The organism is Rudaea sp. (assembly GCF_057139185.1).
Window position 1 is genome coordinate 83,211 of the sequence record NZ_DBNHDN010000046.1, and the last position, 14,175, is coordinate 97,385.

The window sequence follows — 14,175 nt, forward strand, 5'->3', positions numbered from 1 at the left end:
CGGCTGCAAACCCTCGGCGTTGTGCGTTTTTCGGTGATCGCATCATGAACGAAACGGAACTGAAAGCGCTGAGCCGGGGCTGGCCCGGCGTCGCCAGCGCGGTGAAATGGGACGACGACCTGGTTTTCACCGTCTGCGGCAAGATGTTCGCCGTGTACTGCCTGCATGGTCCGCACCGCGGGCGCATCTCGTTCAAGGTCGATGCCGAGCGCTTCCTCGAGCTGACCGACCAGCCCGGCATCGTGCCGGCCGCGTACATGGCGCGCGCGTTCTGGGTATCGATCGCCGAGCCCGAGCGGTTCGCGCGCGCGAAGATCGGCGAATTCGTGCAGCGTTCCTATGCGCTCGTGCGCGCAGGTCTGAGCAAGCGTCAACAGGCGGCGCTGGACCAGCCTGCGGCCGCGGGAGCGGGTGCCGGAATCGCGAAGAAATCCACAAAGGAAAAAGTATAACAATGTCGGGCAAGGCCGATTCGCTGAAAACGATCTTTTACGCGCTCGGCGCGAACTTCGCGATTTTTCTGTCCAAGGCCGCCGCCGCCGTCATCACCGGCTCCGGTGCGATGACCGCGGAAGCCGTGCACTCGCTCGCCGACTGCGGCAACCAGTTGCTGCTGCTGCTCGGCCTCAAGCAGGCCAAGGCGCCACCGTCGCCGGACTATCCGCTCGGTCACGGCAAGGAAATCTATTTCTGGTCATTCCTCGTCGCCCTGTTGCTGTTCAGCGTCGGCGGTGCATTCTCGATCTACGAAGGCCTGCACAAGCTGCACGAGCCCGAGCCGGTGAAGTGGCCGTGGCTGGCGGTCGGCGTACTCGCCTTCGGCATCGTCGCCGAAAGTTTTTCGATGCGTGGCTGCATGATCGAAGTGAACAAGGTGCGCGGCTCACACTCGCTTTGGCACTGGTTCCGCGAAAGCCGGCAGAGCGAGTTGATCGTGATCTTCGGCGAGGACCTCGCCGCGCTGCTCGGCCTTGTCTTCGCCCTGCTCGCGGTGCTGCTCACGGTGCTTACCGGCAACCCGATCTTCGATGCGATCGGCACGCTCGCGATCGGCGTGCTGCTCGTCGTCGTCGCCGTGTTCGTCGCGATCGAAGTCAAGGCGCTGCTGGTCGGGCAGAGCGCTGACGCCGAAGTGAACGCGGCGATCCGCGCGTTCCTCGACGGCCGCCCCGAAATCGCGCGCGTATTCAACCTCATCACGCTGCAGCTTGGCAGCGAGATCATGGTCGCGGTGAAGGTGGAGATGCGCGGCAACCGGTCCGACCGCGGCGTGATCGAGGCGATCAACGCGGTCGAGGCCGCGATGAAGCAGCGTTTTCCCGAGATCCGCTGGAGTTTCTTCGAGCCGGACGTGGCGGATTGAAGCAATCGGGCGGTCGTCGACGCATCGCGCTGCCCTCCGCCGGAAAGTCTTAACGCAGATACGAGCGGATATATAGCGGATAAAAGCGGATTGACCGAACAGTTGTTTCCGCTCTTGTCTTTCTTGGTCCGCTCTGATCCGCGTTAACGATGGCTCAAAAAATGGAATGCAGCATCACTCGATCAGCGCGGCGACGTGCGCCGCCGTCGACTGGCGCAACGCGGTGAGGCTGTAGCCGCCTTCGAGGCTGGAGATGACGCGTCCGCGCGCATGCTTGCGCGCGATGTCGACCAGCTCGCGCGTGATCCAGTCGAAGTCGGGCGCACCGAGGTTGAGGTTGGCGAGTGGATCGAGATAGTGCGCGTCGAAGCCCGCTGAAATCATCACCAGTTGCGGACGGAAGCGCTCGACTGCGGGCAGGACGATGTCGCGACAGGCCTCGCGGAACATGAATGAGTTCGATGCGGCCGGCAATGGCGCATTGACGATGTTGCCGACACCGCGCTCGTTTTCCGCGCCGGTGCCGGGGTACAGCGGCGCCTGATGCGTGGAGGCATAGAGCACGCCCGCATTGTCCCAGAAAATGTCCTGGGTGCCGTTACCGTGGTGCACGTCGAAGTCGACGATGGCGATGCGTTCGAGCCCCTTGCTGAGCGCGTGCGCGGCGCCGACCGCGACGTTGTTGAACAGGCAGAACCCCATCGGCGTCTCGTGCGTGGCATGATGGCCCGGGGGGCGCACCGCGCAGAACGCGCGTGTCGCGCTGCCGTCGAGCAGGGCATCGACCGCGGCGCAGACGGCGCCGGCGGCGCGCAGTGCGGCTTCGAGCGAATCGGGCGACATCGCGGTGTCGGCATCGAGTTGCGCATAGCCTTCGTCCGGCGCCGTGGCGTGCACGAGCGCGACGAGGCCGGCATCGTGCACGAGCTCGAGCTGTGCGCGGGTCGCGCGTGGCGCCTCGATGCGGTCGAGCATCGCGAAGCGGTCGTGGTCGAGCGCTTCGAGCACGGCCTGCAGGCGCGCCGGCGATTCGGGATGACCGGGCCCGGCCGAGTGGCGCAGGCATGCAGGATGGGTGTAGAGCAGCGGATGCATGAGAGGCGTCAGGTTCGCTTCCTGCGCTCATGCTGCCACAAAACCTCGCCGTGGCCCGAGGCACGCGCGAGCACGCGCGCGATCACGAACAGCAGGTCGGAGAGGCGATTGAGATAGCGGATCGCCTCCGCGCGCACCGCTTCGCTGCGCGCGAGCGCGACGACCTCGCGTTCCGCACGCCGGCACACCGTGCGCGCGACATGGCAGTACGCCGCGGCCGCGCCGCCGCCGGGCAGGATGAAATCCTTCAGCGGTGGCAGGTCGGTGTTGAAGCCGTCGAGCGTGGTTTCGAGCCGGTCGATGTCGGCCGCGTGAATCATCGCCATGCCGGGGATGCACAGCTCGCCGCCGAGATCGAACAGGTCGTGCTGCACCTGGATCAGCGTCTCGCGTACCGCATCGGGAATGTCCTGCGCAAGCACGACGCCGACCACGCTGTTCAACTCGTCAACCGTGCCGTAGCTGGCGACGCGTGCGCTGTCCTTGGCCACGCGTGTGCCGTCGCCGAGGCCGGTGGTGCCGTCGTCGCCGGTGCGCGTATAGATTTTGGAGAGGCGGTTACCCACACCGCACCCGCATCACGCGTGCGCCGGCTGCAGGCTCGGCCAGCGGCGGCGCATCAGCTCGAAGCCGCCGAACAGTGCGGCGCTCCAGAACAGCGTGCCGTACAGCGTGCCCTTGAAAAACGGGATGCCTGCTATGTAGCAGGCGGCGAGTCCCTTGACGCACGCGTCTTCCGCACTCGGATAGCTTGCTCGCACCGCCGCGAACTGGTCGTTGAAAAGCAACTCGGGATGCGCCGCAAGCCAGGCCGCGAAATTGGTGACGATGAAAAACAGCACCGCGCTGGCAAAGCCGTATGCGCCGACGCGCAGTGGACTGACCTTGTTGTGCAGACCGAAACCGCCGAACACGGTCAACGCGATGCACAGATAGACCGCCGGCAGCGTGTGCAGCCAGTCACTGACCAATTGCAGCGACAGCGACAACGAAATCAGCAAATCGGCGAGCAGCATCGCGGCCAGCGGCACGATGAAAGCAAGCCGGCGGTCGGCAAAATAGGCGCCGCCGAACAGCGCGGTCGCTTCGACCGGCGTGAAATTCTGCGGCAGCACGCCGGGCACGTACCAATTGATCAGGCGCGCGCCGATCGCGCAGGCGATCATCGCGATCAGCACCAGGCTGCGCGGCGAAACGGTGGAAGAGGGGGTGTCGGGCTGCATGGTGGTCTCCGTGTCCAAACGTCGGCGCGGAAAACCGGGCCGAAATGCGGTTCGTATCATATCATTGGCGCCATGAATGACGAATCCCGCCAATGAGCGCCGAAACCAACGACTGCGACGTATTGATCGTCGGCGGTGGCCTGGTCGGTTCCAGCCTCGCGATCGCGCTCGACGGCAGCGGCCTGCGCGTCGCCCAGGTCGAGGCCGTGGCGTCGCAGATCAATCCGCTGGCGAATCCCGACGAGCGCTGCCTCGCGCTCGCGCGCGCGAGCGTCAACGCGCTGAGCGCGCTCGGCGTGTGGCCGTTGGTCGAGGCGAAGGCGACGCCGATCCGGAGCGTGCACGTCAGCCGCCGCGGTGAGTTCGGCGCGATACGCCTGGCCGCGGCCGAACACGGCCTCGATGCCTTCGGCGCGACCTGCCCCGCGTGCGAACTCGGCAACGGCTTGCTGATGCGGCTGGAGCGCTGCGTGAATCTCGTGCGCCACGCGCCGGCGAGGTTGAGCGCGATCGAATCCGACGACGACGGCATCCTCGCCACGCTAGCGGCCGGCGAAGGCGAACAACGCCTGCGCACGCGCCTGCTCGTCGGCGCCGACGGCACCGGCTCGTTCGTGCGTGATGCGCTCGGCATCGGCGCGGACCGCTTCGACTATACGCAGACCGCTTTCGTCGCGACCGTGCAGCCGGAGCGCGCAATGGACGGCCGCGCCTGGGAGCGCTTCACCGCGACCGGCCCGGTGGCGGTGCTGCCGCTCGCGGACCGGCGCGCAGGAGTCGTCATGACGGTACCGACTGCGGATGCGGCGCGCGTGGCCGCGCTCGACGATGCCGGCTTCCTCGCCGAGCTGCATGAACGCTTCGGCTACCGGCTCGGCAAATTCTCACGCCTCGGCAAGCGGGTTTCGCATCCGCTCGCACGCATGTTTGCGCAGCGCGTGATCGGGCCGCGTGCGGTGCTGGTCGGCAATGCGGCGCAGACGATCCACCCGATCGGCGCGCAGGGATTCAACCTCGGCCTGCGCGATGCACTGACCCTGGCCGAACTTCTGGTCGCGCAGGCGCGCGCCGGCGGCGATGCCGGCGACGCCGCGCTGCTGCGGCGCTACGTCGAACTGCGCCGCGAGGATCGCGAAGGCACCGCGGCGGCCAGCGATTCCCTTGCGCGCTGGACCGCCAGCGAGGCGCTGCCGCTGAAGGCGTTGCGTTCGCTCGGCCTGATCGCGATCGATCGTATCGCGCCGTTGAAACAGGCCGTGGTCGCGCGCGGCATGGGCTTTCGCGGGCATGCGCCGGCTTTGGCGCTGCGGGGCGGCGTATGAGCAGACGCCAGATTGCTGACGTCGCTATCGTCGGCGCCGGCATGGTCGGCGCGGCGCTCGCGCTCGACCTCGCGCAGCGCGGTTTCGAGGTTGCCTTGGTCGAATCGCGCGCGCCCGCGCCATGGCGTGCCGAGGACGAAGTCGATCTGCGCGTGGTCGCGCTCGCCGCTTCGTCGATCGCGCTGCTGCAGCGTCTGGACGTGTGGACGGCCATCGCCTCGGCGCGTGCGAGCGCCTATCGGCGCATGCGCGTCTGGGACGCGCTCGCGCCCGGCGCGCTCGCCTTCGATGCGGCCGACGAAGGCGCCTCCGCGCTCGGCTACATCGTCGAGAACAAATTGATCCAGTCGCTGCTGTGGCAGGCGATCGAGCGCCACGACGGCATCATGCTGCGTTGTCCGGCGCGCGTGGTGGCGAGCGAGCTCGACGCGCACGGTGACACGCGCTCGCTCGCGCTCGATGACGGCACGCATCTGCGCGCGCACCTCGTCGTCGCGGCCGACGGCGCCGATTCGGTTCTGCGCAACCTGCTCGGCATCGAAACGCGCGACCGCGACTACGCCCAGCGCGGCATCGTCGCCCACGTCGCGCACGAGCGCCCACACGAAGCGACCGCATGGCAGCGTTTCCTGCCCGGCGCGACGCTTGCGTTCCTGCCGCTGACCGACGGGCGCAGCTCGATCGTCTGGTCGGTGGCGGACGAGGAAGCCGCGCGCCTGCTCGCGCTCGACGACGCAACCTTCCGCGCCGAGCTCGGCGCGGCGTTCGACTTCCGCCTCGGCGCGATCACCGCGACGACGGCGCGCGCGGCCTTTGCGCTCAGGATGCGTCTCGCCGAACGCTATGTCGCGCCGCGCTTCGCCCTGGTCGGCGACGCTGCGCATGTCGTGCATCCGCTCGCGGGGCAGGGCGTCAATCTCGGTTTCCGCGATGCGGCCGAACTTGCGGGCGTGCTGGACGATGCGCGGATACGCAAAGCCGATATCGCATCGGAGGCGACATTGCGCCGCTACGAGCGCCGCCGGCGCAGCGACAACGCGATCTCCGCGCACGCCTTCGACGCGATCCAGAGCGGCTTCGGCAGCGATGTCGCCGTGGTTGCCGCGATGCGTGGCGCGGGCCTTGCCCTGGTCGGGCGCATCGCTCCACTCAGACGCTTCTTCGCGCGGCGTGCGGCGGGCTGAGCCGGCGTGCGCGGCACGGCCCTGGATTTCGCTGCGCTTCTTCCGGGCTACTACTCACCCCAGGCTTCGATGCGTGGTTGGCCGCAAGAGCAGGAAGCGGTTCGTGTAGTCATGAGATGGCTCGTAGCGCGCGCTTTGCACACAATATCTTGTCATGGCCGCCGAATTGATTGTGCGCGGAGCATGCGCCATGGCCTTGGGGTGAGCATCGTGTGCTCGGGCTGGGAGCGAGTCTGCCGCCGCGAAGCCATACGTTCAATCGGCCATTTCGGGACGGAATAGTGATCGGCTCGGGAAAGCGGGTCCGGACAGCGGGTCAGGTTCATTCGTCTGAAAGAGTGGTGGCATCTAGTCGAGAAAAATGAAGAACGCCGCGGCCACGATCAGGGCGAAGCCGACGAGGTGGTTCCACTTGATCTCGGCGCCGAGGTAGAACGTGGAGAAGGCGACGAAGACGGCGAGGGTGATGATCTCCTGGATCGTCTTCAGTTGCGCCGGGTTGTAGACGCGATAGCCGATGCGGTTGCCCGGCACCTGCAGGCAGTATTCGAAAAAGGCGATGGCCCAGCTGACGAGGATGACGATCCACAGCGGCCGGTCGGTGAATTTCAGGTGCCCGTACCAGGCGAACGTCATGAACACGTTCGAGGCGAGCAGCAGGACAATCGGCAACAGATAGTTGTACATTTCAGGATTCCCGTTCCAATTCGTCCCCGTATACTTCAAGCCCACGTTGGAGTACAGCATGTCGCATCCGTCCCGCCGCCTTTTACCCGCCCTGTTGCTCAGCCTCGGAGTTGTTTCGATGACCCATGCCGCCACTCCCGTTCTCGTCATCCACGGCGGTGCCGGCGTCGTGCGCAAGGAGATGACTCCGGAAAAGGAAAAGGCCGTGCGCGCGGCGCTGGAAAGGGCGCTGCAGGCGGGATACAGCACGCTCAAGTCCGGCGGCAGCAGCCTGGACGCGGTGACGCATGCGATCGTCGTGCTCGAGGACGATCCGAATTTCAACGCCGGCAAGGGCGCCGTGTTCAACCACGACGGCAAGAACGAACTCGACGCCTCGATCATGGACGGCGCGACGTTGCGCGCCGGTGCGGTGGCCAACGTGCACCGGATCAAGAACCCGATCGAGCTGGCGCGCGCGGTCATGGAAAAATCCGAGCATGTCATGCTGATCGACGACGGCGCGGAGAAGTTCGCCCAATCGATAGGCATGCAGTTGGTCGATCCGAAGTACTTCTACACCGAAGCGCGCTGGAAGGCGCTGCAGGAAGCGATCGCAGAAGAGAAAGCAAAGACCGTCGAGCCGGGCAAGACGCCGCACCACGGCACGGTCGGTGCGGTTGCGCTCGATTCCAAAGGCAATCTGGCCGCGGGCACCTCGACCGGCGGCATGACCAACAAGCGCTTCGGCCGCGTCGGCGATTCGCCGATCATCGGCGCCGGCACTTACGCCGACGCGCGCTGCGCCGTGTCGGCGACCGGCTGGGGTGAGTTCTACATCCGCGCCACGGCGGCGCGCGACATCTGTGCGCGCGTCGAATTCCGCGGCGATGCGCTGAAGAAGGCGGCCGACGAAGTCGTGCTCGGCGTGATCCCCAAGCTCGGCGGCGATGGCGGCGTGATCGCGCTCGACAAGGACGGCAACATCGCGATGCCGTTCAACACGGACGGCATGTTCCGCGGCTGGGTCGATCGCGACGGCAAGACCCACGTGGCGATCTACGCCGGCGAATAAACCGCGCTGCCGGCGGACAAAAATTTTTTTTCCGACCGCTTGGCGAAACCCGCCGGGTGGAACACAATGCGGACAGGCCGCGAACGGTGCGGGCGCCAGAGGATGCCGCCAGTATTGACGCTACGAGCGACATGGTCGGGACGGACGTCGAGGACGACGTATCCGCGGGCAGGATGGGGCGCAGCGAGGCTGCGGTGGCGGTTCATCGATCGGGGGCGGTCGGGTGACTCTGTTTACCGGCAAGTGGTCGGTTGCGGCGAAGGCTTCGGCGACCGCGTTGGCGATGATCGTCGCGGCGCACGCCATCAGCGCGCTTGTCACGGCGGCCAACCCGTACAGTCTGCTCTGGCCGGTCGGCGGCGTCGCCCTGCTATGCGTCTACTACTGGAAATGGCCCGCGCTCGCCGGCGTCCTGTTCGGTTCGCTGGCCTACAACATCAGCATCGACTGGCAGCGGTTCAGCCTGCTCGGCGCGCAAGGTGCGCACGACTTTGCCGATGTTCCGCTGATCGTCATCGCCTTCGCCAGCGCAATCCAGGCCTGGCTTTCGGCGCAGGTCCTGCACCGGTACATGCCGGCGTTGCGCGACGGCGCGTTGTCTGCTTCCGGATGGTTGTCGATGCTGCTGCTCGCCGGCCCGGTGGCGTGCCTGCTGAAGACCGTGATGCTCGCGCTCGCGCTCGGCTGGATCACGCTGCCGCTGCGGCCCGAGAACGTCGCCTTCGCCAGCGTGATGTGGGTGTCGACCACGCTTGCGATATGCATGACGGTGCCGGTGATAGCGATCCGCGAACTGCGCACGGGCCTGCCGAAACTCGCCCAGAACCGGTTGCGCAATCCATGGATTGCGCTGGCGCTGGTCGCGCTTCCGGCCTGGGTGCTGGCCGCTTATGCCGGGGCGCAGCAGGTGACGCGCGAGCAGCAACGTTTCGGCGAACTCGGTGCCGCGTTCCGGGCAGAGGTCCAGGCCGGCCTCGATCTGGCCGGGCAGAAGCTCGGCGCGTTGCGCGCCTATTACCGCGTGAGCGGCGAGGTCGCGCCGGATCGCTTCGCCGAGTTCGCCGACGAATTGCTCGACCACACTCCGTTGCTGCTCGGCCTCGACTGGGCCGGGCGCGTTGCCGATGGCGAGCGTGCCGCGGCCGAAGTCGCCCTCGCCGCGCAGCAGGGCCGCACCGTGTCGCTGAGCGAGTTCGATACCGACGGCAGGCTCGTCACGGCGCGGCGGCGCGAGGAATATTGGCCGCTGCTGCGCGCCGCGCCGGCCGCGCGCCGGGTTCTGCTCGGTTTCGACCTGGCGTCCGAACCAGGCCGGCGCAATGCCCTGTTTGCCGCCCAGCGTGACGGGTTGACCGCGTCTTCGCGCCCGCTCGCGATGCAGGCCGGCGGGCCGGCGCCGGGCATATGGCTGTATCTTGCTACGGCGAACCCGCGCGGCGTCGTCGTCGCCGCGCTCGATGTCAAAGTGCTGCTCGGCGAGTCGCAGTCGGGGCGGCAACTGCTTGCCCGCGGCCATGGCTTGGTGTTGAGCGGCGCCGACGGTGGAACGCTCGCGCAGATCGAGCCACGGCCGGGCACCCTGAGCGGCGCCGACCCGCGGCTCGCGCAACGGTTCGAGCTCGATGCCGGTGCCGACAGCTTGGATCTCGGCGTGACCACGTCGAAGGCCGGTGTGCCGTACCTGAGTGCGCCGCTGTGGTGGTTCGGACAGACCCTGCCGCAGGTGCTGTGCGTGCTGGTCGGCCTGTTTCTGGCGACGGTCGCGGGCAGCGACCGGCAGATCTTCCAGCTCGAGCGCTACTACACCGGCTATGTCGAGGATCACCGCCGCGAAGCCTCCCGGCGCGCCTTCGCCGCGAACAGCGCCGACGCGGCGATCGAGGCCGGATGGAACGCGCGTGCCTTCGAACCACACTTCGAGCCGATCGTCGACATCCGCAGCGGCGAGATCCGCGGCGTCGAAGCCCTGCTGCGCTGGCGGGGGGCGCCCGAGAGCGTGGCCCCGAGCGACGTCATCGACTGGGCCGAACGGCACAACCTCATCGGTCAGCTCGACCACGAGATGCTCGTCGCATCATTGCGCGCGGCAGCGGACTGGCCGCTCGCGCGCCTGCCCGCGTTCACGATCTCGGTCAATTTTTCCGCCACCGACATCCACGACCCGGACTGGGCCGGACAGGTGCTGCGCGAGCTCGCGCGCCATCGCATTCCCGGGCGCAACCTGTGCGTGGAAATCACCGAAGGCGTGCTGATCCGCGCTGACGGCAACGTGCTGTCCCAGCTCGACGCGCTGCGCGCGGCGGGTGTGCGCATCGCGCTCGACGATTTCGGTACCGGCTATTCGTCGATCGCCTACCTGCGCCAGCTGCCGGTCGACCGCATCAAGCTCGACCGTGTCTTCGTCTCCGACCTCACCCAGAACGAAAAGGCGCGCCGCATCGTCGCCAGCATCCTCGCGCTCGGGAATACGCTGGACATCGACCTCGTCGCTGAGGCGGTCGAGGACCAGGGCACGGTGCGTGTGCTCGAGGTGCTCGGCTGTCGTCTCGTCCAGGGGCGTTTTTACTCGAATACGCTCGACGCGCAGGCAATGCGCGAGCTGCTCGTGCGCCAGACGAAGGCGCAACGCGCGCGCGCGTGAGCGCCGCGCCGCGGCATCACGTCAATCGGCTTCGCGTACCGGGCGTTTGGCCAGCTTGCGCTGCAGCGTGCGCCGATGCAGGCCGAGACGGCGCGCGGTCTCGGAGATGTTGCCCTCGCATTCGGTGAGCACGCGCTGGATGTGCTCCCACTCCAGCCGTTTCAACGGTGGTGGCGCATGCGGCAACGCGACTTCGTCGCTTGCGGCGCCGGCATGCTGGGTTTCGAGCAGGGCGTGGACGATCGCGTCGGCGTCGACCGGCTTGGCCAGGTAGTCGTCCGCGCCGCGCTTGATTGCCTCGACCGCGGTCGCGATCGAGGCATAGCCGGTGAGCAGCAGGATGCGCAGATCGGGACGCAGCGCCTTGAGCTCGGGAATCAGGGCGAGACCGTTGTCGGCGCCGAGCTTGAGGTCGAGCACGGCGAACTGCGGCGGTTCGGCGCGCACCCGGGCACGCGCCTGCGCGGCGTCGTGCGCGATGGCGACAGCGAAACCGCGTGCCGCCAGCGCGCGCGCGAGTACGCGCGTGAAGACTTCGTCGTCGTCGATCAGCAGTACGCGTTTGGGTTCGGACGGAGCGGACGTCATGGCGGCATCGCAGGCGGGAAATTGCGCGATTTTACTGCGCTTGGGCGCGCAGCGCCGACAGCGGCAGGGTCAGCCGTGTCAGCGTGCCGCCGCCCATCGCGGCATCGGCGCGCAGGCTGCCGTGGAAGCGTTCGATCGTCGCATTGGTCAGCGCAAGGCCAAGGCCGAGGCCGTCGCGTTTGGCTGAAACGAAGCGCATGCCGGCGGCCTCGCGCACCGCCTGCGGCAGGCCGGGGCCATGGTCGCGCACTTCGATGACGACGTCCGTGGCGGTGCAATTTGCCGCGAATTCCACTTTTGCACTCGCACTCAGTTCCGAGGCGTCGGCGGCATTGTTGAGCAGGTTGAGGATCGCGTGGCGCAATGCCGACACGATGCGCAGCGGTGCGAGGTGCGCCTCATCGGCAAGCGTGATGTCGAGATTGACCGCCGGGCGCAGCAGGCGAAAGCGTTCGGCGCAATCGGCGATGAACGCGGGCAGGGTTTGCACCTGCGCCTGTTCGGTCAGCTGTGCGCTGCCGACCTGCACGAGTTCGCGCAGGATGTCGCGGCAGCGATCGGCCTGGCCGGCGAGCAGGGCCAGGTCTTCGCCCAGCGGCGTGTCGGCCGGGTGCTCGCGGCGCAGTTCGCCGACCAGCGTGCGGATCGTCGACAACGGCGTGTTCAGCTCATGCGCGGCGCCGGCGGCCTGGGTCGCGATCGCGAGGATGCCTTCATCGCGCAGCGCCCGTTCACGCTCGCGCTGGGCCAGCGTCTCGCGCCGGCGCAGGTCGCGGGCGAGGCGCCAGATGAAGAAGCCGAGCAGGACCGCGCTGATTGCGAAGTTCACGGCCATGCCGAGCACGTGCAGGTTGAAGTCGCGCGCCGCGAAAACTTGCCCACCGTGCGCGGCGTGGCTGGCAATGTCGGGTAGCGGCTCGTGCCGGATCAGCACGATGAAATAGGCGAGGCAGGCGATCCCCACGCTCGCGGCGAGATGGCGCGGCGACAACGCCATCGCGGCAAGTGCGATCGGCACGATGTAGAGCGAGACGAACGGATTGGTCGCGCCGCCGGTCAGGTATAAAAGATAGCAAAGTACACCCGTGTCGACGGCGAGGTGAGCGACGACCTCGGTTTCGCCGACCGGCCACCGCTGGCGCAGACGCCACCAGACGGCGGCGTCGAACGCGGCGAGCGCGGTGATGCCTGCGAGCAGCGCGCCTTCGGCGATCGGCAGCTCAAGCAGATGCGCGACGCCGAGCACCGTGGCGAGCTGGCCGACCACGGCGCACACACGCAGCCAGGCGAGGGTCGCCGCGAGGGCGCGCGGGCTGTAGCGGGCGTGCAGGCGGCTGGACACAGGAACGGGCATGGCGGAATCGTGGCGCAAAAGCCCTATTCTGCCGCAGTTCGCCGCCGCTGCCGAACGGCGCTGGCGGGACGAGCGTTACGAAAAATTCCGCCGGCTTCAAACTTGCTGCGTATTTGCGTGTTCTGATGCCGTTCCGCACTTACATCCGCTTACAAATGGCAGGCCATTGCAGACCGTAATAGCGCATTCGCCTGTCACGCGGTAACTTGGCGGCCGTTCGGTGGTCCGACTGCCGTTGCCCGATTCGATCAAAACCGGAATGAACCCTACCTCCATGCACAACCGTCCGCGACGCAAGTGGTTGCCCTATGTCATCGTCCTCGGCATCGTCGTGGCCATCGCCCTGGCCGGCTACTGGCTTGCGAAGCGCACGCAGTATGCGCAGATGGCCCAGTTCATGCAGATGCGCGGGCGCCCGCCCGGTGGCGGCTCGCGCAGTTCCGCGGCGGGCGCGCGCGCCGGCATGGCGGGCATGTTCCAGGCGCCGCCGATGCCGGTCGGCACGGCGACCGCGGTGGTCGGCGACATCAAGATCACGTTGAACGGGCTGGGTACGGTCACACCACTGCGCAACGTCACCGTCGGCGCGCAGGTCGCAGGACAACTGCTCAGCGTCAAGTTCGAGGAGGGGCAGATGATCGAGCAGGGCGACTTGCTTGCGGAGATCGATCCGCGCCCCTACCAGGCCGCGCTCGAGCAGGCGCAGGGCGCGCTCGCACGCGACCAGGCGACGCTGGCGAACGCGAAGACCGACCTTGTTCGCTACCAGACCTTGTTCGAACAGGATTCGATTGCGCGCCAGCAACTCGATTCGCAGAAAGCGCTCGTGCATCAGTACGAAGGCACTTTGAGTGCCGACCAGGGTGCCGTCGCGGCGGCCAAGGTCAATCTGGTCTACACCAAGATCACCGCGCCGATCAGCGGCCGCGTCGGCCTGCGCGCGGTCGATCCGGGCAACAACGTCGCCACCGGCACGGCGATCGTGACGATCACGAAGTTGAAGCCGGTCAACGTGCTGTTCACGATTCCCGAGGACAGCCTGCCGGCCGTGCTCAAGCGGATGCGCGCGGGCAACAAGCTGCCGGTCGACGCCTGGGATCGCGGCATCAAGAACAAGCTTGCCGATGGCGTGCTCGTCAGCCTCGACAACACGATCGATGCGAACACGGGCACGCTCAAGGCCAAGGCCGAATTCGCCAACGACGACGAAAGCCTGTTCGCCAACCAGTTCGTCAACGTGCGCGTGCTGCTCGACACTTTGCACGGCGCGACCGTGATCCCGACCGCGGCTCTGCAGCACGCGGCCAATGGCCTGTTCGTCTATGTCGTCAACCCTGCCGACCAGACGGTGTCGCAGCGGCTGGTCACGACCGGGCCGACCGAAGGCGAGCGCGTCGCGATCAGCGACGGCGTCAAACCCGGCGAGATCGTCGTCACCGACGGCATCGACAAGCTGCGCGAAGGCAGCGTGGTCGAGCTACCGGCAACCGATGCTGCCACCGATGCCGGCGCGCCCGCGCACGCCGCCGCGCCGGCCGCGCATGGCCGCAGCACGAGCGCCAACGGCACGACGCAGACGCAGCCGGCGAACGCGAAGCCGGCGCAAGAGAAGAAGCAATGAGCCATGCAGGGCTGTCGCTCATGCCGCGGCTGGTGATGGCGCT

Annotated in this window: 13 protein-coding genes; 7 read left to right on the plus strand and 6 right to left on the minus strand. The window is 67.3% G+C overall.

The annotated features are described in order from the left end of the window. Positions 1-44 precede the first annotated feature (44 nt). Together AC16HO_RS16695 and AC16HO_RS16700 are read left to right on the plus strand one after the other, a co-directional pair. On the plus strand, positions 45-452 hold the full coding sequence (locus AC16HO_RS16695; protein ID WP_395641961.1) for an MmcQ/YjbR family DNA-binding protein: 408 nt from the start codon (positions 45-47) through the stop codon (positions 450-452). A gap of 2 nt (positions 453-454) precedes the next feature. Further along, positions 455-1,363: a cation diffusion facilitator family transporter gene (locus tag AC16HO_RS16700; RefSeq protein WP_395641962.1), complete on the plus strand. Its 909-nt coding sequence runs from the start codon at positions 455-457 to the stop codon at positions 1,361-1,363. A gap of 174 nt (positions 1,364-1,537) precedes the next feature. Here AC16HO_RS16700 and AC16HO_RS16705 read toward each other — a convergent pair whose 3' ends face one another. Genes AC16HO_RS16705 through AC16HO_RS16715 form a run of 3 tightly spaced genes read right to left on the minus strand, consistent with a single transcriptional unit; the run spans position 1,538 to position 3,681 of the window. After that, positions 1,538-2,458 (minus strand): histone deacetylase family protein, encoded by a 921-nt coding sequence (locus AC16HO_RS16705; protein WP_395641963.1) that lies wholly within the window; start codon positions 2,456-2,458, stop codon positions 1,538-1,540. 8 nt (positions 2,459-2,466) lie between these two features. Beyond that, positions 2,467-3,024 carry a cob(I)yrinic acid a,c-diamide adenosyltransferase gene (locus AC16HO_RS16710; RefSeq protein ID WP_395641964.1) on the minus strand — a complete coding sequence of 186 codons (558 nt, stop codon included), beginning with the start codon at positions 3,022-3,024 and terminating at the stop codon, positions 2,467-2,469. Between the two features lie 12 nt (positions 3,025-3,036). Next, the gene (locus AC16HO_RS16715; RefSeq protein WP_395641965.1) at positions 3,037-3,681 is read right to left on the minus strand and encodes a DUF6580 family putative transport protein; all 645 of its coding nucleotides are present in this window, start codon (positions 3,679-3,681) and stop codon (positions 3,037-3,039) included. A gap of 92 nt (positions 3,682-3,773) precedes the next feature. Between AC16HO_RS16715 and ubiH the strand changes: the two genes are divergently transcribed. Continuing rightward, positions 3,774-5,003, plus strand: a complete 1,230-nt coding sequence (ubiH, locus tag AC16HO_RS16720) for a 2-octaprenyl-6-methoxyphenyl hydroxylase (RefSeq protein ID WP_395641966.1) — start codon at positions 3,774-3,776, stop codon at positions 5,001-5,003. Then, positions 5,000-6,187 carry a UbiH/UbiF/VisC/COQ6 family ubiquinone biosynthesis hydroxylase gene (locus AC16HO_RS16725; RefSeq protein WP_395641967.1) on the plus strand — a complete coding sequence of 396 codons (1,188 nt, stop codon included), beginning with the start codon at positions 5,000-5,002 and terminating at the stop codon, positions 6,185-6,187. The genes ubiH and AC16HO_RS16725 overlap by 4 nt, the downstream gene beginning before the upstream one ends. Positions 6,188-6,535: 348 nt before the next feature. Here the strand turns inward: AC16HO_RS16725 and AC16HO_RS16730 are convergent, their stop codons facing one another. After that, positions 6,536-6,874: a DMT family protein gene (locus AC16HO_RS16730; RefSeq protein ID WP_395641968.1), complete on the minus strand. Its 339-nt coding sequence runs from the start codon at positions 6,872-6,874 to the stop codon at positions 6,536-6,538. Between the two features lie 58 nt (positions 6,875-6,932). Between AC16HO_RS16730 and AC16HO_RS16735 the strand changes: the two genes are divergently transcribed. Continuing rightward, on the plus strand, positions 6,933-7,928 hold the full coding sequence (locus tag AC16HO_RS16735; protein WP_484335594.1) for an isoaspartyl peptidase/L-asparaginase family protein: 996 nt from the start codon (positions 6,933-6,935) through the stop codon (positions 7,926-7,928). A 223-nt stretch (positions 7,929-8,151) separates the two neighbouring features. Further along, positions 8,152-10,569 (plus strand): sensor domain-containing phosphodiesterase, encoded by a 2,418-nt coding sequence (locus tag AC16HO_RS16740; protein ID WP_395641970.1) that lies wholly within the window; start codon positions 8,152-8,154, stop codon positions 10,567-10,569. Between the two features lie 21 nt (positions 10,570-10,590). On the opposite strand, the gene AC16HO_RS16745 is transcribed toward AC16HO_RS16740, so the two are convergent. Next, a complete protein-coding gene (locus AC16HO_RS16745) occupies positions 10,591-11,157 on the minus strand; it encodes a response regulator transcription factor (protein WP_395641971.1) in 567 nt (188 codons plus the stop codon). Between the two features lie 31 nt (positions 11,158-11,188). Continuing rightward, positions 11,189-12,511 carry an ATP-binding protein gene (locus AC16HO_RS16750; RefSeq protein WP_395641972.1) on the minus strand — a complete coding sequence of 441 codons (1,323 nt, stop codon included), beginning with the start codon at positions 12,509-12,511 and terminating at the stop codon, positions 11,189-11,191. A gap of 259 nt (positions 12,512-12,770) precedes the next feature. On the opposite strand from AC16HO_RS16750, the gene AC16HO_RS16755 reads away from it, so the two are divergent. Next, positions 12,771-14,132, plus strand: coding sequence for an MdtA/MuxA family multidrug efflux RND transporter periplasmic adaptor subunit (locus tag AC16HO_RS16755; protein ID WP_395641973.1), 1,362 nt, complete (start codon positions 12,771-12,773; stop codon positions 14,130-14,132). Positions 14,133-14,175: the final 43 nt, after the last annotated feature.